The sequence below is a fragment of the Pullulanibacillus sp. KACC 23026 genome, assembly GCF_029094525.1.
Classification (GTDB): Bacteria; Bacillota; Bacilli; order Bacillales; family Sporolactobacillaceae; genus KACC-23026.
This window is the reverse complement of sequence record NZ_CP119107.1, coordinates 4,331,387-4,354,075: the sequence shown is the minus strand read 5'-3', so window position 1 is coordinate 4,354,075 and position 22,689 is coordinate 4,331,387. Positions and strand designations below refer to the sequence as shown.

The 22,689-nt window shown below is 44.0% G+C and carries 17 protein-coding genes; 13 read left to right on the top strand and 4 right to left on the bottom strand.

Going from position 1 to position 22,689, the window contains the following annotated elements; all coding sequences use genetic code 11:
- Nucleotide 1 precedes the first annotated feature (1 nt).
- Nucleotides 2–1,264 carry a phosphoribosylamine--glycine ligase gene (purD, locus tag PU629_RS20195; RefSeq protein WP_275281815.1) on the top strand — a complete coding sequence of 421 codons (1,263 nt, stop codon included), beginning with the start codon at nucleotides 2–4 and terminating at the stop codon, nucleotides 1,262–1,264.
- Nucleotides 1,265–2,192: 928 nt separating this feature from the next.
- Here the strand turns inward: purD and PU629_RS20190 are convergent.
- Nucleotides 2,193–3,362: an iron-containing alcohol dehydrogenase gene (locus tag PU629_RS20190; RefSeq protein ID WP_275281814.1), complete on the bottom strand. Its 1,170-nt coding sequence runs from the start codon at nucleotides 3,360–3,362 to the stop codon at nucleotides 2,193–2,195.
- Nucleotides 3,363–3,618: 256 nt separating this feature from the next.
- Between PU629_RS20190 and PU629_RS20185 the strand changes: the two genes are divergently transcribed.
- The 7 genes from PU629_RS20185 to PU629_RS20155 all read left to right on the top strand — a co-directional run bounded on the left by PU629_RS20185 (nucleotide 3,619) and on the right by PU629_RS20155 (nucleotide 13,313).
- Nucleotides 3,619–5,295 carry an adenine deaminase C-terminal domain-containing protein gene (locus tag PU629_RS20185; protein WP_275281813.1) on the top strand — a complete coding sequence of 559 codons (1,677 nt, stop codon included), beginning with the start codon at nucleotides 3,619–3,621 and terminating at the stop codon, nucleotides 5,293–5,295.
- A gap of 257 nt (nucleotides 5,296–5,552) precedes the next feature.
- Nucleotides 5,553–6,605, top strand: coding sequence for a DUF3048 domain-containing protein (locus tag PU629_RS20180; RefSeq protein ID WP_275281812.1), 1,053 nt, complete (start codon nucleotides 5,553–5,555; stop codon nucleotides 6,603–6,605).
- A 14-nt stretch (nucleotides 6,606–6,619) separates the two neighbouring features.
- Nucleotides 6,620–6,937 carry a YerC/YecD family TrpR-related protein gene (locus PU629_RS20175; RefSeq protein ID WP_275281811.1) on the top strand — a complete coding sequence of 106 codons (318 nt, stop codon included), beginning with the start codon at nucleotides 6,620–6,622 and terminating at the stop codon, nucleotides 6,935–6,937.
- Between the two features lie 176 nt (nucleotides 6,938–7,113).
- Nucleotides 7,114–7,824: a heptaprenylglyceryl phosphate synthase gene (gene pcrB, locus PU629_RS20170; protein ID WP_275281810.1), complete on the top strand. Its 711-nt coding sequence runs from the start codon at nucleotides 7,114–7,116 to the stop codon at nucleotides 7,822–7,824.
- 5 nt (nucleotides 7,825–7,829) lie between these two features.
- Nucleotides 7,830–10,043, top strand: a complete 2,214-nt coding sequence (gene pcrA, locus PU629_RS20165) for a DNA helicase PcrA (protein WP_275281809.1) — start codon at nucleotides 7,830–7,832, stop codon at nucleotides 10,041–10,043.
- 16 nt (nucleotides 10,044–10,059) lie between these two features.
- The gene (gene ligA / locus PU629_RS20160; protein WP_275281808.1) at nucleotides 10,060–12,057 is read left to right on the top strand and encodes an NAD-dependent DNA ligase LigA; all 1,998 of its coding nucleotides are present in this window, start codon (nucleotides 10,060–10,062) and stop codon (nucleotides 12,055–12,057) included.
- On the top strand, nucleotides 12,054–13,313 hold the full coding sequence (locus tag PU629_RS20155; protein ID WP_275281807.1) for a CamS family sex pheromone protein: 1,260 nt from the start codon (nucleotides 12,054–12,056) through the stop codon (nucleotides 13,311–13,313). Before ligA ends, PU629_RS20155 begins: the two co-directional genes overlap by 4 nt.
- 153 nt (nucleotides 13,314–13,466) lie before the next feature.
- Here the strand turns inward: PU629_RS20155 and PU629_RS20150 are convergent, their stop codons facing one another.
- A complete protein-coding gene (locus PU629_RS20150) occupies nucleotides 13,467–13,700 on the bottom strand; it encodes a hypothetical protein (protein WP_275281806.1) in 234 nt (77 codons plus the stop codon).
- Between the two features lie 165 nt (nucleotides 13,701–13,865).
- Between PU629_RS20150 and PU629_RS20145 the strand changes: the two genes are divergently transcribed.
- From PU629_RS20145 to gatB, 5 genes are all read left to right on the top strand, one after another.
- Nucleotides 13,866–16,967, top strand: coding sequence for a DEAD/DEAH box helicase (locus PU629_RS20145; protein ID WP_275281805.1), 3,102 nt, complete (start codon nucleotides 13,866–13,868; stop codon nucleotides 16,965–16,967).
- A 31-nt stretch (nucleotides 16,968–16,998) separates the two neighbouring features.
- Nucleotides 16,999–17,523: a hypothetical protein gene (locus tag PU629_RS20140; protein ID WP_275281804.1), complete on the top strand. Its 525-nt coding sequence runs from the start codon at nucleotides 16,999–17,001 to the stop codon at nucleotides 17,521–17,523.
- Between the two features lie 239 nt (nucleotides 17,524–17,762).
- Nucleotides 17,763–18,056: an Asp-tRNA(Asn)/Glu-tRNA(Gln) amidotransferase subunit GatC gene (gene gatC, locus PU629_RS20135; protein WP_275281803.1), complete on the top strand. Its 294-nt coding sequence runs from the start codon at nucleotides 17,763–17,765 to the stop codon at nucleotides 18,054–18,056.
- 17 nt (nucleotides 18,057–18,073) lie between these two features.
- Nucleotides 18,074–19,531, top strand: a complete 1,458-nt coding sequence (gatA, locus tag PU629_RS20130) for an Asp-tRNA(Asn)/Glu-tRNA(Gln) amidotransferase subunit GatA (RefSeq protein ID WP_275281802.1) — start codon at nucleotides 18,074–18,076, stop codon at nucleotides 19,529–19,531.
- Nucleotides 19,531–20,958 carry an Asp-tRNA(Asn)/Glu-tRNA(Gln) amidotransferase subunit GatB gene (gatB, locus tag PU629_RS20125; RefSeq protein ID WP_275281801.1) on the top strand — a complete coding sequence of 476 codons (1,428 nt, stop codon included), beginning with the start codon at nucleotides 19,531–19,533 and terminating at the stop codon, nucleotides 20,956–20,958. The genes gatA and gatB overlap by 1 nt, the downstream gene beginning before the upstream one ends.
- Nucleotides 20,959–21,180: 222 nt before the next feature.
- Here gatB and modB read toward each other — a convergent pair whose 3' ends face one another.
- Together modB and modA are read right to left on the bottom strand one after the other, a co-directional pair.
- Nucleotides 21,181–21,837, bottom strand: coding sequence for a molybdate ABC transporter permease subunit (modB, locus tag PU629_RS20120; protein ID WP_275281800.1), 657 nt, complete (start codon nucleotides 21,835–21,837; stop codon nucleotides 21,181–21,183).
- A gap of 4 nt (nucleotides 21,838–21,841) precedes the next feature.
- On the bottom strand, nucleotides 21,842–22,651 hold the full coding sequence (gene modA / locus PU629_RS20115; RefSeq protein ID WP_275281799.1) for a molybdate ABC transporter substrate-binding protein: 810 nt from the start codon (nucleotides 22,649–22,651) through the stop codon (nucleotides 21,842–21,844).
- Nucleotides 22,652–22,689: the final 38 nt, after the last annotated feature.

Here is a 22,689-nt window from a genome sequence, read left to right as displayed (position 1 = left end):
CATGAAAGTGCTCGTTGTAGGAAAAGGCGGACGTGAACATGCTCTTGCCTGGAAGCTGGCAGACGCTCCGAGTGTAACGGAAGTATTTGTGGCACCGGGAAATGCAGGGATGAGCAAGGTGGCTACCCTTGTTCCGATAGAAGAAACCCATTTTTCCGAGCTTATTGAATGGGCTCAGTCACATGAAATGGATCTTGTTGTAATTGGACCGGAGCAGCCGTTGGTCGATGGCCTGGCCGATCGCCTTTTAGAAGCAGGCCTCAAGGTGTTTGGTCCAACCCAGGCCGCCGCCGCGATTGAAGGAAGCAAAGCTTTTTCAAAGGACTTAATGCGGCGTTATAACATTCCAACAGCTCAATATGGTGTTTTTACGGATGAAAGAGAAGCGTTAAATTATATTCGGGAAAAAGGGGCGCCGATTGTGATCAAGGCAGATGGTCTTGCTGCTGGTAAAGGGGTAACGGTGGCCCTATCACTTGAAGAGGCTGAACAGGCGGTCCATGCAAGCTTAGGGGAGCAAACCTTTGGCGAAGCAGGTGCTTCTATTGTTATAGAAGACTATTTGGAGGGAGAGGAGTTTTCCCTCATGGCGTTTGTAAATGGTCGAACTGTCATGCCGCTCGTGATTGCCCAAGACCATAAGCGGGCATTTGATGGGGACAAAGGACCTAATACAGGTGGAATGGGAGCCTATTCACCGGTCCCTCAAATTTCTGAAGCGGTTGTTGCAGAAGCGGTGGAAACCATTCTAAAGCCGACTGCGAATGCGATGGTTCAAGAAGATCGTCCGTATGTGGGGGTTCTCTATGCTGGATTGATGGCAACAAGTGACGGGCCAAAGGTGATTGAATTCAACTGTCGCTTTGGTGACCCTGAAACACAAGTTGTGCTGCCGCGCCTTCAAAATGATTTAGCCGAAGTTTTCTTAGCCGTTATTAATGGGGATAGGACAGAGCTTTATTGGGATGACGCTGCGGTTTGTGGTGTAGTGCTGGCTGCAGAAGGCTATCCAGGAAGCTATCAGAAAGGCCATCCAATCGGTGGATTTGAGAAGCTTGATCATGAGACGATGGTTTTTCATTCGGGAACCGAGCTTAGAGAAAATCAATGGGTAACGAGTGGGGGGCGTCTCTTGTTAGTGGCTCAAAAAGCCGCCAGTTTGGATCAAGCCATTGAGAAGGCGCGTACTGAAATGGAAAAACTCACAAGTCCAGGGACCTTTTTTAGACGGGATATTGGCTATCGAGCCTTACAGAACAATTAATACGAATCAGTCGGCTCCAGCTAAGGGGCCGGCTTTTTTTGTACATTAAAAAGAAGTCTCTCTGAAAAAATAAAAAGTCTGTGAAGTAGTAACCTGCTTACAAATAGGAATGAGTTTTAAGTTTTGAAAGGATGGGGGCCGGCATCAAACGTCTTTCACAACCATTTGGCGCCAGCTGCATTATAAGATGGAAGGATGGGGGCCTGTGCCAATTGGGGGATTATGACTGAAGCTGGTTGAAGCGGACAGGCAGGGGAGATTTCAAGTGGCCTCTTCATCATAGAGCGTATAACGGTCACATATGACCCCTGGCTAGTGAGACTGATCGATGACTAATCAATGGGGATCCGGTGTCCGTTTCGCCTTTTATAAAGGCTCTTGTTTAACCTTAGAGTCTTGGTGTGTTCTCGAATGGGTTCTTACTATGGAATGTTGGAAATGAGTCGAGAGTCTTGGAGGAAGAAAAAAAGGGAGACGAACCCTCGAAGGGAAGAGGGTTCTAATATCATCTATTGGGAGATGAAGTCAAATGAAATGGGGCAAAAAATTTATAAGAGGAAAACTTTAAAACTATTAGAGATTTATAAGTTCTTCTCTTATATTTTTATTCTAGCTTTTTTTCCAAAACTTGTGTATTGAAAAAATTTGCGATTTTAGGGTCATTTAAACGGGTGTTTTCGGTGTGATTTTCTCAAGTTTGATAAAAATTTAGAGTTGGTGTACCTTTTTGTGAATTCCGAAAAGTTTTTTTGACAATAAGCAGTTAATTTTAAAAGAATGAGGTAATTGGGCGTGCGTTTTCTGAGGACGATCTGTAAACATCCACAGCTGCCGCGTTCTGCGGGCTCTCCTTTTTCGCTAATTAGGAGTCCTCTCCTCATTTTCTAAGTAAACAGGATCTGTTATTGGAATAACCGTTCTCAGGGTATTATTCAATAGGTTGGTGATAGGCTTTTTTAAACAAATTAAGATAATCTTCTTTTGTTATGGTTCTAGCATTACTTGGGGTTGAGCCATTTTGAAAGGCAGCTTCTGATAAAGCGGAAAAGTCTTCAGGGCGGACGCTAGGAAGGGAAGCAAAGGTTGGGATGCGGATCTCTCTTGCCAACTGCTTCATAGCCTCTACTAAACGCTGTGTCGCCTCTTCATCGCCAATAGCAGGATCAGCTAAACCTAACGTTCGGGCAATCACCCCATGCTTGACCGGCTCGGTCTCGGCATTAAAAGCAAGGACATAAGGAAGAAACATCGAGTTCGCAATACCGTGCGGGGTGTCATATAAGCCGCCAATAGCTTCTGCCATACAATGGACGGAGGCCACATCGGCATGAGAAAAGGCCATTCCGGCGATGGTGGATCCAATCATTAAATGCTCTCTTGCTTCATAATCCTCCCCGTTTAAAACAGCTCTTTTAAGATAAGGGTAAATATGTGTCATCGCTTCAATAGCGAGTCCTTCAGCAATTGGATTAGACAGCTTGCAAGTATAGGCTTCTATCGCATGAACGAGCGCATCCATCCCCGTTGAAGCCGTTAAAAGAGCAGGAAGTTTATAAGTGAGCTCGGGGTCAACGAGGGCAAGCTTTGGAGCAATATGAACATCTTTTATAGTAAACTTTCTTTTCTTTTCACTATCGGTGATGACAGATGAGCGTGTGACTTCAGCCCCAGTTCCAGCAGTGGTTGGAATAACAACGAGCGGCAAGACGGGACCTGGGACAAGGTCTTTCCCTGAATAATCTTGCGTTGAACCGCCAAATACTGAGAGAATAGCTATTGCCTTTGCTGAATCAATAACGGAGCCACCGCCAATGGCAACAATGAGATCAGCCTGAAACTCTCGGGCCCGCTCACCGCCGTTGATACAGTCAACATCACGCGGATTAGGTTTGACGTTTGTATAGACGGTACAAACATATCCGAGACTATTTAATTGATTACTCAATTCACTCGGATAACCAAGTTGTTCTATCCCTGGATCCGTCACAATTAAAACGCGTCTCCCTTGAATGTGCTTTTTAATGTAGGAAGCAGTGTCTTTAAAGAGGCCATTCCTAATTTTTATAATTGTAGGAAGCTGAAAATCAAAGGGCTTCATGTGTCACTCCTCCAAGTCTTGTTTTCCTTTATTCTAGCATGACTCTTATATATAAGTATTGAAAAAAATCTGCCAGAGTGGTTGCCTGATCACCAAGTTAAACAGGTATACTTAAAAAGGAAATTGTCACAGGTTTAATAGGGGCAGACTCTTTAACAATTTAAACAACTAATGTAAAATGGGTATAGATAGAGGAGGGATTGTCCTGAACTTTTATCAACCATGGTCTTTAAGCGAGCTAAGAAAGCAAGCCGCTGTGGTAAGAGGAAAGGCACTGCCATCATTAGTGTTACAAAACGGTATGATTTTGAATGCGTTTTCAAAAACGTGGGAGAAGGGGAATGTTTGGATCTTAGGCGATCGCATTGTCTATGTGGGAGAGGATGTGCCCGCATCAAATGACGGTGTGGCGTTAATGGACTGTGAAGGTCTTTATCTTGTTCCTGGCTATGTGGAGCCCCATGCTCATCCGTTTCAACTGTATAATCCTGTGACCTTGGCAAGCTATGCGGCAATTAGAGGGACGACCACATTAATCTGTGATAATCTTTTATTTTTTCAGCGTTTGTCAGATGATGACTCCTTTAAGATTATAGAAGAACTGGACCTATTACCCACTACCTTATTTTGGTGGTGCCGGTATGATAATCAAACGATTGAGAAGGCGTCTTCTTTTACGAATGAACGAATGGATCGATGGCTTAAGCACCCGCTTGTTGTTCAAGGCGGCGAACTAACCGATTGGCCGCGTCTTGTAAAAGGTGATGACCAGATGCTTCAATGGCTCATGAGAACACGCCAAATGGGAAAGCAGATTGAAGGACATCTGCCGGGTGCCTCCGATAAAACGCTGACTGAGATGGCTCTTTATGGGGTAACAGCAGACCATGAAGCGATGACCGCTGACGAAGCTTACAGGCGACTAAAAGTGGGACTTTCGACATCGCTTCGTTATTCTTCTATTCGTCCTGATTTACCTGATATACTAAAGGGACTTGTTGAACGCGGATTATCAAGCTATCAATCGCTTTATATGACAACAGATGGCGGAACACCTGCATTTTGTGAATCAGGGTTGGTTGATCGCCTGATTCAAATCGCATTGGATGCGGGAGTCCCTGAGATAGAGGCTTATTTAATGGCTACTTCTAACCCCGCGCGGCATTATGGGTTAAATCGGTTAATTGGTGAGTTAGCCCCCGGGCGTCTAGCACATATCAATTTTTTGTTAGCGCCTGATCAGCCCGTTCCTTTTCACGTCTTGGCAAAAGGAAAATGGGTGAAGAAGGAGGGCCAGGAGTTTCCTTTTCATGACAGCTATAATTTTTCAGCAAAGTTAAAAACACGCACTATCTCGTGGGATCTTACACAAGATTTAATTGAGCCAACTAGTCATGTTGGCATGGAATTGAAAAATGCGGTTATTAGCCAGCCCTATGTATATGAAGAACGCATGCTTGAGGGAGAATTGCCTGCCGGCGTCTGCTACCTCACTTTTATCGATGCAGAGAAAAAGTGGCGTGTCAGTACACTCGTCAAAGGATTTGCGGATACCCTTTCCGGATTTGCAAGCAGTTATTCAGGAACGGGCTCCATTATTCTTATAGGTCGAAATAAATCAGATATCATTCATGCTTTTAATCGAGTAAAAGAATTGAATGGCGGGATTGTAATTGCTGAAGAGGGAAGCATTCTCGCTGAGATACCCCTACTGATCTCGGCCGCGTTCTCTGATAAGTCTCTCCCGGAGTTGATTAAAGAGGATAAGGCCTTTCAAACGGTTATAAGAGATAAAGGTTATCGTTATGAGGACCCTTACTATAGCTTAAACTTTTTTTCAGCGATTCACTTGCCCTATATTCGAATTACTCCTGCGGGGCTCTATGATGTGATGGGCCGTAAAATGTTGGCCCCTTCAATCAGGATTAATTAGATGAAGAATTTTAGGTAATGGGAAGAAAAAATGAGGGACTCTCAAAGGAAAAAGGGCTCGTTTTAGACAAAATGGATAAGCTAACTTGTTCGAATGTTCCATTGGGAGGCGAATAGCGCATGGTGGTTACGCCTAATTCGCGTTTGCGTAACGAGGATTCGCTAGTTGCTAAAATCAAAGACTGCAAGAGAAAATTGATCCTAAATGCGAATTGTTTATAATGGTAGCTAAGCCAAATTGTATAAAGGTGTGAGAAGATGAACCGACGTATGAAAGGCTGGATCTTGTTCCTTGCATCCATGTGTTTAATCTTAACAGCCTGCCAGAGTCGTACAACCCTTCATAAAGCTAAGCCGGTCGCTTTGATACGGCAAAGTATAGAAAACAAAACGAATCCGGAAAAACGAGCTTCTGAACCTGTTTACCCATTAACGGGTCTCCCTGCTAAAGGACCCATTAATAATAGGGTGATCGGGGTCATGATTAATAATTACTACTTAGCCCGCCCGCAGTCTGGATTACAGCAGGCTGACATTGTCATTGAAGCGTTGGCAGAAGGCCGAATCACACGCTTTCTGGCATTGTTTCAAAGTCAGAGACCGCCAATTATAGGGCCGGTAAGAAGTGCAAGACCTTACTACATCCAGCTTAACCAGGGCTTTGGTGGGATTTATGTGGCTTTCGGGTGGAGTCCTCAAGCAAAGTCGATTTTACAAAATGGGGATATTGATTACATTCAAGGGCTTTACCACGATGGCACATGGTTTAAGCGCGTCACATTCAGGGAAGCACCGCATAATGCTTATACCAGTTCTGCTGATTTGGAAAAAGGCGCAAAGGCATCTGGTTTCTCTCTTACTCAATCCGTTAAACCGCTCCCGTTTTTATCAACTGAGGAACAGTCTAAGCTCAAGGGAGAAACAGTTAATAAGGTCACGATTACTTATAGTTCGGATAATGTTGTGAGCTATGCCTATAATCCGAAAGATGAGTTGTTTTATAGACAAATAAATGGCAAACAAGCAGAAGACAGGGAATCTCTAACGCCGCTTTCTGCTGCCAATGTATTCATAGTAAGTGCCAAGCATACTTTCATTGATAAATATCCTAGAAGAGCTATCGATCTAACATCTGGAGGACCTGCTTATCTCTTGCAAAAGGGGAAGCTTCAGCGTGTTGAGTGGAAAAATGTCGGCGGCCGTCTTCTTCCATACAAAAATGGTCATCCTTTAGGATTTGTTCCGGGTCAAACCTGGATAAACATAGTGGAATCAAGTCCTGGACTTGAAAAGGAAGTAAAAATTGAATAAAAGGGGTCATAATTATGCAAATCGATAAACTACGAGGTAAAGCGCTTGATCAATTATTTCTTTCCATCTTATCTTTAAAGGATCTCGAAGAATGCTATCGCTTTTTTGATGATCTATGTACAATGGGAGAGCTTCAGTCCCTGGCACAGCGCCTAGAAGTCGCGCGAATGTTAATGGAAGGGTATACGTATCACAAAATTGAAGAAGAAACAGGGGCGAGTACGGCAACGATCTCACGTGTGAAACGCTGCATTAACTTTGGTAATGATGGTTACCAGATGACGTTGGAACGAGTCTTAGAGACCCCGTTGAATAATACAGACTTAAAGTAACGACTAAAGCCGGTTCAGATAATCTTGATAAGATTGTTTGAGCTGGTTTTCATTTTGTAGATTAATTAAGGAGAAAAACAGTCAAAAAATGGTGCTTGTTTTGGGCTTGGTCGGCAAGATTTGATGAAGTGAAATATGTTATAATCCTATCAGAGTAATTTGAGAGGACAAGCTAAATGAGTTTATATAAATCATGGGGGCATGTATTTAAACTAGACCCCAATCGTCCTATAGGTGACGATGCTCTTGAACAGATTTGTGAATCGGGTACGGATGCGGTAGTAGTTGGCGGTACTGATGGAGTGACGCTTGACAACACGCTTCATTTACTAAGCCGAATTCGCCAATATTCCGTGGATTGTGCCCTTGAAATATCTAACCTGGACGCCGTGACACCTGGATTTGATTTCTATTTTGTCCCAACTGTGTTAAATGCACAGGACCCAAAATGGATAGTCGGTCATCAGCAATCTGCTCTTAAAGAGTACGGTCATACTTTAGATTGGGAAGAAATTGCAGCAGAAGGCTATATTGTACTCAATCCTAAAGCAAAGGTTGCCGAGTTGACAAAGGCAGATACTTCCCTTGATGGAGAGGCTGTTGCGGCCTATGCGCAGCTTGCCGATCAATTGTTTCATTTGCCCATCCTTTATTTGGAGTACAGCGGCACCTACGGCAGTCCTGAACTTGTTAAAAAAGTTAAACAAAGGCTTAAACAAGCAACCCTTTTTTACGGAGGCGGGATCTCAAGCTCAGAGCAGGCTGAGGAAATGGCAAACTGGGCGGATGTTGTGATAGTCGGGAATTTGATCTATGAGGACTTAAAGGCGGCCCTTAAGACGGTTAAGGCCGTTCAAGATGTGAAGAAACGAACAGAAGGAGTGTGAACGCCATGCAGGGAATGGCAAATGATTTATTTAAAGGACTTAATCCACCACAAAAAGAAGCGGTTAAGACTACCCAAGGCCCATTGCTTCTCATGGCGGGGGCCGGAAGCGGAAAGACGCGTGTTCTTACCCATCGCATTGCTTATTTATTAATTGAAAAAGAAGTGGCACCATGGAACATCTTAGCCATCACCTTTACAAATAAAGCGGCTAAGGAAATGCAAAATCGCTTAATCGCTTTGACCGGGCCGCTTGCAAATGATCTATGGGTCTCGACCTTTCACTCAATGTGCGTGAGGATCTTAAGGCGAGATGCAGATCGCATCGGAATCAGCCGTAATTTCTCAATATTGGATGGGACGGACCAACTGTCTGTCATGAAGCAAATTTTGAAGGACCAAAATGTGGATGTGAAGAAATTCACGCCGAGGAGTGTCCTTGGTACGATCAGTTCTGCAAAAAATGAACTGATAACTGCCGATGAATTTGCCAAAAACGCGACAGGTCCATATGACCAGGTGGCAAGAGACGCCTACCTCGAATACGAAAAGCGGCTGCGGAAGAATCAATCACTCGACTTTGATGACTTAATTATGACAACCATTCAGTTGTTTAATCGGGTGCCAGATGCGCTTCAATTTTATCAAAAGAAATTCCAGTACATTCATGTGGATGAGTATCAGGATACCAACCGTGCACAATATACATTAGTAAAACTTTTGGCTGCTCGCCTTCGTAATTTATGTGTTGTAGGTGACAGCGATCAGTCCATTTACCGTTGGCGCGGAGCAGATATTAAAAACATTTTATCATTTGAAGAGGATTATCCCGATGCTAAAGTGATTTTGCTTGAACAGAACTATCGCTCGACTAAGAAAATTCTTGAGGCTGCGAATCATGTTATTGAGAATAACCCGAATCGAAGACCTAAGAAATTGTGGACTGAGAATCAAGATGGGGCTGCCATTGCCTATTATCATGGGGATAATGAACATGATGAAGCCCGATATATTACTGGGCAAATCAATAAGATTCGTCAAGAGGAAGGGCTCGAGCATAAGGATATGGCGATTCTCTATCGCACAAATGCTCAGTCTCGTGTGGTCGAGGAGATGCTTGTAAAAGCGAATATCCCCTATCGAATGGTAGGAGGGACAAAGTTCTATGAACGTAAAGAAATTAAGGATCTCCTTGCCTATTTGCGACTCATTGCGAACCCGGATGACGACATCAGTTTTGCTCGTGTTGTTAATGTTCCTAAGAGAGGGATTGGCGCCGCTTCACTAGACCGCCTTGCCGAACATGCCCTGGCTCACGACCTCTCCTTGGTACAAGCAATTCAAGAAATCGAAGAGACCAATGTGTCTAAGAAGGCGGCACAGGCTCTAGTTCATTTTGCTGAACAAATTTTGAATTGGAGTACCATGCAGGATTATTTATCCGTAACAGAATTAGTTGAAGAGGTATTAGATAAGACCGGTTATAAACAATCGCTTAAGGATGAAAAGACACTAGAAGCAGAAAGCCGTCTTGAGAACCTTGAAGAGTTTTTATCTGTTACCCAAGACTTTGAAAAGAACCATGAGGATAAGTCACTTATTTCGTTCTTGACCGAGCTTGCTCTGGATGCCGATTATGGAGCAGAAGAAGAGACAGGTGAAAAGACTCAAGAAGGTGTCACGCTTATGACGCTTCATGCAGCAAAAGGACTTGAGTTTCCGGTTGTCTTCTTGGCTGGAATGGAGGAAGGGATTTTCCCTCATATTCGAGCGATTATGGATGAAGAAGAAATGGAAGAAGAACGGCGCCTAGCCTATGTAGGAATAACACGGGCTGAAAAACGGTTGTTCTTAACGAATGCCAGATCGCGCACACTTTTTGGTAAGACCAATATGAATCCTGTTTCACGTTTCATAGCGGAAATTCCACAAGAACTCATTGAAAATGATGGACTCCAGATGAAGCCTGTTCCTTGGGGCGGCCGCGGTTCAACAACAAATCATGGCACCTCTCAACGTCAAACCTTTATTCCTAAGAAAACCATCAACCCTTCTCAAGCTTGGTCCGTAGGTGATAAAGTGAGCCACAAAAAGTGGGGGATTGGCACAGTTGTGAGTCTAAAGGGCGAAGCGGAGGGCATCGAACTTGATATTGCCTTCCCAAAACCAATAGGTCTTAAGCGCCTGCTTGCGACCTTTGCACCTATTGAAAAAGTGTAAGAGGAGCGGATTCCTTTTGGATAATGTGAATGAACGGTTAGAGGCTCTAAAAAAGACGCTTAATCAATATGCTTATGAATACTATGTGCTGGATCAGCCAAGCGTACCCGATTCGGAGTATGACCGGCTCTTGAATGAATTGATCCAGCTTGAATCCGAGCACCCTGAATGGATCACACCGGATTCACCCACCCAGCGAGTAGGTGGGGAACCCCTTAAAGGCTTCAGTAAAGTCGTGCATCGTTCTCCTATGCTGAGCCTTGGCAATGCCTTCAATGAACAGGATCTGCGTGAATTTGACCGCCGAGTCCGCCAAGCGGTTGGAGAACGTGTGGCTTATGTCTGTGAATTGAAAATTGACGGGCTGGCCGTATCGCTAACCTACGAGAATGGCCAATTTGTTCTTGGAGCAACAAGGGGAGATGGCACGACAGGTGAAGATATTACGACGAATTTAAAAACCATTCGCTCTATCCCCTTGGTCTTAAAAGAACCTGTGTCGGTTGAGGTACGTGGTGAAGCCTACATGCCAAAGCGCTCTTTCGTTTCTCTTAATGAACAGCGCGAGGAAAATGGGGAGGCCCTTTTTGCTAACCCTCGGAATGCAGCAGCAGGTTCCTTGAGACAATTAGATCCGCGGATTACAGCGAGTCGGAATCTCGATATCTTTTTATATGCATTAGGGGAGGGGTATCCTCAGCACATTGAAGCGCATAGTGAGGGGCTTAAATGGATGCAATCTATTGGCCTGCGAACGAATCCTGAATGGGAACGGTGCGAGTCGGTTGAGGAAGTGATGGCATTTATTGAAAAGTGGACAGTCGGGCGACCAAATCTCCCTTATGAAATTGATGGAATTGTAATAAAAGTGGATGATCTGCATCAACAGCAGGAGCTTGGATTTACGGCAAAAAGTCCGCGCTGGGCGATTGCCTACAAATTTCCAGCTGAAGAAGTGGTGACCGTACTTGAGGACATTGAGCTGAATGTGGGGCGTACGGGAGTCGTAACACCGACGGCCGTTTTGACACCTGTTCAAGTAGCCGGTACAACCGTCAAGCGCGCCTCGCTTCACAACGAGGATTTAATTCGTGAAAAGGATATACGGATTGGCGATTCAGTGGTCATCAAAAAGGCGGGTGACATCATCCCTGAAGTCGTAAATGTATTGACTGATCGACGAACAGGAAATGAAGCGCCTTTTTCCATGCCTGAAACATGTCCGGAATGCGGCAGTAAGCTTGTTCGGATTGAAGGGGAAGTGGCATTAAGATGTCTCAACCCAAAATGCCCCGCTCAAATACGAGAAGGCTTGATTCATTTTGTCTCGCGAAACGCTATGAATATAGACGGATTAGGTGAGAAAGTGATAACCGCCTTGTTTGAAAATAATTTAATAGAAGATGTCGCCGATCTCTATAAACTCACCTTTGATCAACTCATTCAGCTTGAAAGAATGGGTGAGAAATCGGTTAACAACCTACTGGAAGCTATTCAGGCTTCCAAAGAAAATTCCCTTGAACGTTTATTAGTGGGATTGGGTATCCGTTTTGTTGGGGAAAAAGCGGCTCGAACCCTCGCTGCCCATTTTGGTTCAATGGACGCCTTGGCAGAAGCCTCTGAAGAAGCCCTTCTTGAGGTTGAAGAGATTGGTGAGAAGATGGCGGACTCGCTTGTCACCTATTTTAAAAGTGATGAGGTTCAAGACTTGCTTGGGGAATTGAAGGAATTGGGAGTCAATATGGTCTATAAGGGACAGGCGGTTGATGCCACGTTGATTGAGGACTCCCCTTTCCTTAATAAAACGGTCGTGCTAACCGGCAAGCTTGAGCAGCTTTCTCGTAAAGAGGCAGAAGAGGCAATAGGCCGCCTTGGGGGTAAGGTAACCTCAAGTGTCAGCAAGAAAACCGATTTAGTGATTGCTGGTGAAGAAGCAGGCTCAAAGCTTACGAAGGCTGAGAGTTTAGGTATTGAAATTTGGACCGAGGCGCAGTTAATGGAGGCTTTGATGTGAACAATCAACAACTAACTGATAAATTAACCCAGAAGTCAGGCAGAAGAAGTAATAAACGAACCGCTTTTTTAAAACCGATCCTGTTTTTTGGCCTTTGTACTTTATTACTAATGAGCACAACTGCCTGTTCTTGGTTTAATAAAAAGGCAGACAACTCCAAAAAACAAACGGTCATTAAAAATAGCCCAAAAGAAAATCAACAATTAACGGTTATTCCTCAGAGTCAGACCTCTGAAAAAGATTACCAAACAATTCGTCCTAAAACGGCAAGCGATACGAGAGGCTATATCCTGTACGGTGTGTCTAATCGAGTAGATGTGGATGAAATCGAGACGCAGCTTCAAGATTTATCTAAGTCACCATTTGATCCGTCCCGCTATTATTTTCAGGAGGGGCGCTATCTGTCAACGTCATTTATAGACTCTTTATTATCCCGCAAAGATGGTACGCATCCAGACGGGCTTAACCCGCCCCTTGGCAAAGGAAAGGATCTAGGTGAGAAGGCGGCTAATTCACCGAAATACTTGAGCTATATTTTAGAACAAGATTACTTGACCAAGAATGGGAATAGTTATCAATTGTCGGGAATTTCTCTTGGAATTTCGGTCAATTCGGTCTATAGTGAAAATTTGTATAACAAATCCAATGGGAAGACTTACCCTGTTGACGTCACTTTAGATACGAAAAAATCAATGGCTGAAGCCAAAGCGGATGCTACAAAGATTTTGCAAAAAGTCCGTGGAATTAAAGGACTGGGTCAGGTTCCCATCTTTATTGGGTTGTATTTAGAATCAGAGCCTAACTCATTTGTCCCGGGACATTATTTTGCTAAGACAACTGTCCCAGCAGGTAGTTCATCCATTTCCAAATGGACGAATGTCAAAGAACAGGTTCTCTTATTCCCGTCATCGGCTGCCACAAATGCGAATCGCGGAGATAGTGACAAGTTCAATAAGTTCTCAGATGATGTCCAAAGCTACTTCCCGAATTCGATAGGTGTAATCGGAAAAGGATTTTATAAGAATGGGAATCTTTCGCAATTGACCGTCACGATTAACGAGCGGTTTTATGATAAAACCGAAACGGTCTCTTTTGCGAACTATGTTGCTATGCTGATTAAAGACAAGTTTCCTTTCTCACAAGACATCCCTGTGGAAGTCGATATCAATTCAGTGAGTCAGCCTGAAGCGGTGATCGTACAGCGCCCAGGAATGGATCAGCCATTTGTTCAGGTTTATTCCATGTATAGTAAATAACAAAAAGGAGTTCCCCTCTTGCTTTAAGGGGAGCTCCTTTTTTATTATGTGATGGGTAAAAATTAAAGCCACACAAGGCTTGAACCCATAAATTGAATAAAAACTGTCTAAAACGTGAAGGCTTGGGCTATCCGAAATAAGAAGCCTTGCCACTCACTCTGTGCGAACAGAGGTGTGGTGGGAGATAGGTCCAAAGTGCAAAAGAAGCACTGTTCCGAGCGGATAGCGGGACGACGTTACACTAAAAGTTAGGCGTAACAAGGATTCGCTATCTGTCTTCCAATGGGCCTTTTGAGTAATTAGGCGTAACGAGAATACGTTATTACTCAAAAAAACAGAGCGAAAGGCGCCTGATCCGAGTAAATAGCGAATCGTGGTTACCGCCAATCTTGAAATCAGCCTCCAAATGAGCGAATAAGGAATTGTCGTTACGCTAAAATTTTTACCGTGGCTTATCTTAATTGGGGAAGTGCTTCGGACCTATCCTAAAGCAATCGTTCCGTGTTATATTAGAATTTAGAAGTCTTAAACAGCGAGAAGGTGTAAGACGGTTTGCGCTATTTGAATGTGACGTTTTTACCAGATCCAGAGTGGACCTATGCGTTTTTTGTATGGCTTTCAGATGAGGATGGGCTTCCGTACAAGCGGTTGAATGAACAGCTTCATACAGAGCTCTTATCACGGCCTGAATGGCGATATATTTATCAGAAGTATGGGTATCGCAGTCAAAGACTGACTTTTGAAAGCGATGATGATGAGCTTGAAACTCAAGGCTTATTGTTTCCTATAATTAGTTTTTTTGAGTTTTTCGTAACAGACAGTTTTGTGGATCCGCCCGATCCTCAATTTAGATATGGCGAAACCTTTCGCTATTTTGGAAGAGTGGCGAAAGGGCTAGACTTGCTTCATCAGCATTACCACTTTTACCCAGGTCTTGCACTTCCTGAAATTAAAGGCGTTCTTTATCCGCAGGCCCGCTGGTTTTTAAATAGAAAACCGCTTGAAGTGTCAGGCGTTGTGAAACAGTGGCTGCATACGATTCCGAGAGCCGCTCTCTCGCCTAAGCGTTTGGCACATTTTCATGTCCGTCAATGGTTAGACCTATTGTTGGATGAATGGAATGACCAAATATTAAGGAATAAGATGAATGGGTTAATCGAGCCTTCTACGTTAAAACGAGTCACGAATGCCTTCCCGATTGGACAGCATTGGGTCGATGGACTGTTAACGGATACGGCGCTGCCATTTGATCGCATTTTATCGCCTCACAAGAAAGAGGTTTATCGCTCTTTACAACAATACCTTTCGATTGATGCCAAATCAGCATCCGGGTCTGATGCGGTTAAGCTTTATGAGGCTTCTCAAGAGATGTATTTGCCTCCTTATATTAAACCTGAAGCTGTAGAGTTAGATCTTAATCCCCTTCAACCTGATGATCCATTTGGGTATGAATCGGAATGGGAAGTGTCTATTGGCGTTGAAGGAAAGCAATTGGTTTATTTAAACCGTTTTAATGACTCTTCCTTTTTTGAAGAGGAGGAGAGACCCTTCTCGGATGAGGAAACGGCTTTTCAATTTCTGCCATCAGAAATTTTTACCCTAGAAGAGGTAAGTACCAATCATTCCAACTCCGTCAAGTGGGTGGAAGCTTTCCGAAAATTACTCTTTGAGGATTTAGCTTTACCGGGTGAATGGACCGAATCAGAATGGACTCTGCCGTCAAGCTGGATCGACCAAATGCTTGCCAAAACGGATCTATTGAGAAAGCATGGGGTCCGATTGCGTTTTCCGGATTGGTTTCAGTGGCAGGATTACTCTGAAAGTGATGTGTCTCTAAATGCGGAAGTCCACTCTGCCTCTTCCTTTTTTTCATTAGACGCTATTGTGAATTTCAAATGGGAATTATCAATAGGGGATTTGCAACTGCCAAAAGAAGTATTTCAACAACTGGTTAAAGAGCATAGACAGATTATTAATTATCGCGGCCAGTGGGTGAATATTCCCCTTGCGAAATTGTCATCGGTCTACCAGCAACTTACTAATAACGGTGTCGATATAAAGGATAGAGGAAAAGTTTCAGACCTTCTGCGCTTTTCACTGGCTGAGGAACAAGACAAGGATCGCACAGTTCATTTCAATGTCGATCACTTGCTTCAACAATATCTAGAACGTCTCCTCTCTACGAACGAGGTGGTGCCTGCGCTTCCGAAAGGTTTGCAAGGGGAGCTTCGTCCTTATCAGAAAAAGGGCTATGCATGGCTATGGAATCTAAGAACCAAAGGAGTCGGGGGATGCTTGGCTGACGATATGGGACTTGGAAAGACCATTCAAACCATTGCTTATTTATCAAAGTTAAAGGAAGAAAAAGTGTCTTTGCCAGCTTTGATTGTGTGTCCGACTTCAGTGATGGGGAATTGGCGAAGAGAGCTCAAGCAATTTGCACCGCAGCTTCAGACATTGCTTCACCACGGCGGGAACCGGCATAATGAGGCAGATCTTATCACAGAGCTTGACCAAATTGATGTGGTGATTACAAGTTATACATTATCTGTAAAAGATGTCGACTCATTAGGGGCCCGTGAATGGTCGGCAATTATTTTAGACGAGGCTCAGGCGATCAAAAACCCAGCTTCTCAGAAAAGCCGTGTCCTGAAACAATATAGGGCTCATCATAAGCTTGCTTTAACAGGGACACCGATCGAGAATCGCTTGGAAGAGCTTTGGTCGATTATGGATTTCATAAATCCAGGCTATTTAGGTTCTTTGGCGGGTTTTCGCAGAGGCTTTATTAATCCAATAGAAAAAAGAAAAGATAACGATCGCTCCACTCTTCTTAAGCGTTTGATTCACCCATTTTTATTAAGAAGAGAAAAAACGGATAAAACCGTCATTCAGGACCTTCCGGGTAAAAGAGAAGAAAATATTTATTGTCATCTTACAGAAGCTCAAGCCTCGCTTTATCAATCCGTCGTTGATCGCTTAATGGAACGGGTTAAAACGGTTCATGGAATGGAGCGCCGTGGCTTGATTTTATCAACTTTGACTCGTTTGAAGCAGGTCTGTAATCATCCTGACCTTATCACGAAGGAAATTGAACAGAGAGGACACTCAGGGAAGCTGGATGCTTTATTTCAATTGCTTCCTGATATATTAAAGCGCCAAGAAAGCATCTTAATTTTTACTCAATACGTTAAAATGGGGCATTTGCTTGAGGCGGAATTGAGTCAGCATTTCCCTGAAGTCCCCATCTCATTCTTGTATGGAGGCGTTGACGTCAAGCGGCGCGAGGCTATGATCCATCGCTTTCAATCAACGAAAAATGGTCCGGCGATCTTTATTTTGTCCCTGAAAGCCGGGGGATTTGGGCTCAATTTAACGGCAGCGAACCACGTTGTTCATTATGATCGTTGGTGGAACCCAGCGGTTGAGAATCAGGCCACCGACCGTTCTTACCGTATCGGGCAAACTGAAAATGTCCATGTGTACAAATTAATTTGCGAAGGTACGCTTGAAATGCAAATTGATGATCTTCTAGAGAAGAAAAAATCCCTCAGCGACCAGATTCTCGGCCGTGGCGATAGCTGGGTGACGGAATTAAACGATGAAGAAGTTTACGAGCTAGTTCGCCTTCGAAATAAAGTGCTGCGCGGCTAGCTGAATTGGCATCATGAGAGGAGGGACATAGATGAGCGGAAAGGGCACGGGGCTAGAAAAATGGTTATCTTCCTTTTTTGACCGAGTGGATTCGATCGACCTCGCTAAAGGACAGCAGCTTTTTCAGAACCATCGATTATTTGGCTTTCAAGAAGGCGGTTCCGAGGTAGAAGCAATGGTAAACGATACTCAGGTTAGTAAAGTATCGATCTACTATGAGAAAGATGATTTGACTGAATTAGGGTTACCGGATCCGAAGAAGCTCTTTTGCCACTGCACTTGTTCGGAGGATACAGACGTTTGTGAACATAGTGTTTGTGTTGTCCTTCATTGGGCCTTTCAGACTGAAAAAGCACTTCGCCATTTGGTAGAGCCAAAGAAAGCAGCGCGCAAAAGAGGGGCGATTGATTTGACCCTTAAACGTTTGGAGAGTGCCGCTCAAACGACACCAGGCCCCTTTGACCATTTGCTAAGAGGATTTAACGGCCCCTCTCATCCATTAGACAGTTTTATGAAGGATGTATTCAAGCAATTAATGAAAGAAAAACGTGGCTAACAACCAAATTGATTTTAAACGGACGGACCTTGATGTTTCACAAGGTTCGTTTTTGTGGAAAAGGCAACGGATTAGAAAGCGATTCAGCAAAGGGTTTGAAACATTGGTTTATCGACTAAACTGTATTCTGTCTGTTTTATTGTAAATGCTTAAGACTTTTATTTAAAGGCTGTTTGTTGCCGAATCTATAAGGTTTTTGGTATCATCAAGTTATTGTATTTAATCCGGAGGTGAAGGTTTTGGCAGGGATTTCGAAAGAGGATGTCTTGCATGTTGCTCACTTGGCCCGTCTTACATTTAGTGATGAAGAGGCAGAGCAATTTACGAAGGATCTTGGGAATATCATTCAATTTGCAGAGCAGTTAAATGAATTAGATACGGATCATGTTCAAGAGACGACACATGTCTTGGATATGAAAAATGTGCTTCGTGAGGATCACGCCCGCGATTGGCTGACGCGTGAGGAAGCTTTGAAAAATGCTCCTCAACAAGAAAATGGACAAGTTAAAGTACCGAAAGTCTTTGAAGATTAAATAAAGGAGGGACAGGCATGTCGTTATTTGATGAAGGCGCAAAACAACTGCTTGATCGATTACATAATAAAGACCTTTCCTCAAGCGAAGTCGTTGATGAAAGCTACAAGCGCATTGCCGCTGTTGAGGATAAAGTCAAAGCCTTTTTAACGTTAAATGAAGAAGCCGCGCGTTTGCGGGCTACAGAGCTTGACGCTAAGGGCGAAACAAACAAAGCCTTATTCGGTCTTCCGATTGGGATTAAGGATAATATTGTGACAAAAGGACTTCGGACAACCTGTGCCAGTCAGCTTTTGGCTAATTTTGAGCCCCTTCATGATGCAACGGTTGTGGATCGCATTTTGGGTGAAGATGGGGTAGTTATTGGGAAACTGAACATGGACGAGTTTGCAATGGGATCATCCAATGAAAACTCAAGTTTTTATACGACACGCAATCCATGGGATCTTGAACGTGTACCAGGAGGATCAAGCGGCGGTTCAGCAGCGGCTGTTGCAGCCGGAATGGTTCCCTTTACTCTAGGATCAGATACGGGTGGTTCAATTCGTCAGCCAGCAGCCTTCTGCGGTGTTGTCGGTATAAAGCCAACCTATGGTCGAGTGTCTCGTTTTGGTCTTGTCGCATTTGCTTCATCGCTTGATGTGATTGGCCCTCTTACTCGAAATGTAGAGGACAACGCTCACTTGTTGAACATTATTGCTGGTGTTGACCCTTATGACTCAACCTCTGCCAATGTGGACGTTCCTGATTTTACAAAAGGACTAACGGGTGACGTAAAAGGCTTAAGAATCGCGGTTCCAAAAGAATACATTGGTGAGGGGATCGATCCCGGCATCCGTGAATCCGTCCTTAAAGCCTTATCCGAGCTTGAAAAATTAGGTGCAACTTGGGAGGAAGTGTCTCTTCCACATTCGAAATATGCCGTTGCAACTTACTATCTATTAGCCTCATCTGAAGCGTCAGCCAACTTAGCTCGTTTTGACGGTGTGCGCTACGGCGTTCGTGCTGAAGCGGAGAACCTGCTTGACATGTACAAAGAAACGCGAAGCAAGGGCTTCGGAACTGAAGTGAAGCGACGGATCATGCTTGGTACCTATGCGTTAAGCTCCGGCTATTATGATGCTTACTATAAAAAAGCACAGCGTGTTCGGACCTTGATCAAGCAAGATTTTGAAAAAGTGTTTGATAACTATGATGTTATTATTGGACCAACAACACCAACTCCTGCCTTTAAAATTGGTGAGAATATCAGTGATCCGCTTACAATGTATGCCAATGATATCTTGACGATTCCAATGAATCTCTCTGGTGTTCCGGCAATCAGTGTACCGTGCGGCCTTGTGAACGGACTTCCTGCCGGCCTTCAAATCATTGGGAAAGCCTTTGATGAAGCAACCATTTATCGTGTGGCACATGCCTACGAACAAGCCGCCGGATGGAAGCTCGTACCGGAACTTGAAGGGGTGAAGGGCTAATGAATTTTGAAACGATAATTGGACTTGAAGTGCACGTGGAGTTAAAGACAAATTCGAAAATTTTCTGCGGCTGTTCTACTGAATTTGGGGCACCGCCTAATACCCATACTTGTCCTATTTGCTTGGGGCATCCTGGTGTGCTTCCTGTTTTAAATAAACAAGCTGTGGAATTCGCTATGCGTGCTGCGATGGCATTGAACTGTCAAGTAGCGACAGATACAAAATTTGACCGTAAAAACTATTTTTACCCGGACAATCCAAAGGCTTATCAAATCTCTCAATTTGATAAACCAATTGGGGAACACGGCTATATTGATATTGAAGTAAATGGTAAAACAAAGCGCATTGGCATAACGCGTCTTCATCTTGAAGAGGATGCCGGTAAGCTGACACACGTTGAAGGCGGCTCACTTGTTGACTTTAACCGTGTTGGAACGCCGCTTATTGAGATTGTTTCAGAACCTGATATGCGGACACCTGAGGAGGCTTATGCCTACCTTGAGAAGCTGAAAGCGATCATGCAATATACGGGTGTTTCCGATTGTAAGATGGAGGAGGGCTCACTCCGCTGTGATGCGAATATTTCCCTTCGTCCTTATGGCCAGGACAAGTTTGGTACAAAGGCAGAGCTCAAGAACTTAAACTCATTCAGTTTTGTACAAAAAGGCTTAGAGTTTGAGCAAGTTCGCCAAGAAAAGGTCTTGTTATCAGGTGGCGTCATTGAGCAAGAAACACGCCGATTTGACGAAGCCTCTAAAACCACCATTTTAATGCGTGTAAAAGAAGGTTCAGATGATTATCGCTATTTCCCAGAACCTGACTTAGTGGACCTTTACATCGATGACGCTTGGAAGGAAAAGGTTCGCGGTGAGATTCCTGAGCTTCCGGATGCACGTCGAGCCCGTTATGTTCAAGAGTTTGGCTTGTCAGACTATGATGCCCGTGTGCTTACTCAGTCGATTCTTACCGCTGACTTTTTCGAAGCCACTCTTGCAGCTGGAGGAGAGGCAAAACAAGCGGCCAACTGGTTGATGGGTGAAGTGATGGCCTATCTGAACTCTAAGAATCTAGAGTTGTCTGAGGTGCCATTGACTCCTGAAGCTCTTGCGAAAATGATTCAGTTGATTGAAAAAGGGACTATTTCATCCAAGATTGCGAAGAAGGTCTTCAATGAACTTGTTTCTAAAGGCGGCGATCCTGAGACAATCGTCAAAGAAAAAGGCCTTGTTCAAATCTCTGACGAAGGTGCTTTACGAGATCTTATTACGCCAATTCTCGAAGCAAACAAGCAATCTCTTATTGATTACAAAAATGGTAAGGACCGCGCCCTTGGCTTCTTAGTCGGCCAAGTGATGAAGGCAAGTAAAGGCCAGGCCAACCCGCCAATGGTCAATAAAATTATTTTAGAAGCAGTCGAAAAGCTATAATACAAAAACCGGCCAGTGAGGCTCCGAGTGGAGCTTGCTGGCCGGTTTTTTTCTTGTTAGTGCCTTTCTTGGGGGGGACGGACAATGAGTCCATTAGAAGGGGAAAATGGGGGTGAACGGGCAGGAAATGTGTCGGTAACGGACTGGGTGTTCATTACAATAGGAAAAACAGCAAAAAAGGGGCTGTAACGGACTGAGTGTCCGTAACAGCCTTAACAAAGCTTACCTTAACACGTATGTGACCAGTAGCATAATAAACGAAATGATAACGGTGGTGATGACAAGAATCCAGGCAATACTCATGTGTCCTGTGTCGATGGCGACATAGATGGCAGTAGGTATGGTCTGCGTTTTGGTGGGAATATTCCCTGCGAACATTAAGGTGGCACCGAACTCGCCTAGAGCCCGAGCAAACCCTAATATGGCACCCGTTACAATAGCCCTTGAGGCAAGCGGAATGGTCACAAATATAAACAGCTTCCATTCGTTGGCTCCATCCATTCGCGCTGCATCCTCAATGTCTTGATCAATGCCTTCAATCCCCGTTTTTACGGATTGAAGCATTAAAGGGAAAGCGACAACGGTTGCCGCGATGACAGCCGCCCAAAATGTAAAGATAATCGGCTGATGAAACACCCATTCAATCACTTGACCAATAGGACTATTTTTCCCGAAGACGATGATTAAGATAAATCCGACAACGGTTGGGGGGAGGACAAGTGGGAGCATTAACACCGTTTCAACGATGACATTGCGGACGGATTTTCGCGAACGGGCAATCCATTGTCCGATCCAAAGGCCGAGGCAAACAATGAACACTTCTGCAGTTAATGAGACTTCAATTGAAAGCCGTATTGGGTCGAAAATGGTTTCATTCATGAGCTTACTTCGCTTTCGCTAATTTAAATCCGTACTTCTCAAAGATCTTCCCTGCCTGATCGGTTTGCAGGAACTTATAGAAATCCTGTGCGGCTTTAGCGTGCTTCGAATCTTTGATAATACCGACTGGATAGACGATTGGAGAGTGCTCTGAATCTGGAATCGTAGCTGCAATTTTAACTTTTGATGAGATGAGAGCATCCGTCCGATAGACGATTCCTGCTTCTACATTTCCAGTTTCTACATAATCCAAGACTTGGCGAACATCTTTTCCTTGGACAAGCTTAGGCTGCACCGCGTCCCAATCTTTTGTGTTAGTTAAGGCTTCTTTCGCGTAGGCACCGGCCGGAACGGAATCAGGTATGCCAATTCCCACTTTCTTGACTGAATCTGATTTTAAATCATCCAATGACTTGATACTGAGTGATGATGTTTTTGGTACAATGAGGACAAGATCATTTTTTAAAAGGTCTGTTTCATGGGTTGGATCAATGAGACCCTTATCAGATAAAGCTTTCATATTATCTTCCGCTGCTGAGAGAAAGAGATCAACGGGAGCACCTTGCTCAATTTGTGTTTCAAGGGTGCCTGATGAACCGAAATTAATCACTAGCTTGTTCGGGGATGTTTTCTCATAAGCGTCCTTAACTTCATTCAACGCATCTTGCATACTTGCTGCTGCGGAAATGGTGAGTTCAACACCTTTAGTTGCTTTGGGAGTAGAGGACTTTACCGGTTCCTTTCCGCATCCAGATGCGATTACACAGGTTAACACTAACATAACTAATAAAAAAGGCCATTTTTTCAAAAACATTATAACACTCCTTAACAAATGATAATTAATTATATCTA

Excerpts from the sequence above, each read along its gene's own strand:
- modB (WP_275281800.1), bottom strand. The coding sequence starts at position 21,837 with ATGAATGAAACCATTTTCGACCCAATACGGCTTTCAATTGAAGTCTCA.
- purD (WP_275281815.1), top strand. The coding sequence starts at position 2 with ATGAAAGTGCTCGTTGTAGGAAAAGGCGGACGTGAACATGCTCTTGCC.
- PU629_RS20180 (WP_275281812.1), top strand. The coding sequence starts at position 5,553 with ATGAACCGACGTATGAAAGGCTGGATCTTGTTCCTTGCATCCATGTGT.
- pcrB (WP_275281810.1), top strand. The coding sequence starts at position 7,114 with ATGAGTTTATATAAATCATGGGGGCATGTATTTAAACTAGACCCCAAT.
- pcrA (WP_275281809.1), top strand. The coding sequence starts at position 7,830 with ATGCAGGGAATGGCAAATGATTTATTTAAAGGACTTAATCCACCACAA.
- gatB (WP_275281801.1), top strand. The coding sequence starts at position 19,531 with ATGAATTTTGAAACGATAATTGGACTTGAAGTGCACGTGGAGTTAAAG.
- gatA (WP_275281802.1), top strand. The coding sequence starts at position 18,074 with ATGTCGTTATTTGATGAAGGCGCAAAACAACTGCTTGATCGATTACAT.
- PU629_RS20190 (WP_275281814.1), bottom strand. The coding sequence starts at position 3,362 with ATGAAGCCCTTTGATTTTCAGCTTCCTACAATTATAAAAATTAGGAAT.
- modA (WP_275281799.1), bottom strand. The coding sequence starts at position 22,651 with ATGTTTTTGAAAAAATGGCCTTTTTTATTAGTTATGTTAGTGTTAACC.
- PU629_RS20140 (WP_275281804.1), top strand. The coding sequence starts at position 16,999 with ATGAGCGGAAAGGGCACGGGGCTAGAAAAATGGTTATCTTCCTTTTTT.
- PU629_RS20175 (WP_275281811.1), top strand. The coding sequence starts at position 6,620 with ATGCAAATCGATAAACTACGAGGTAAAGCGCTTGATCAATTATTTCTT.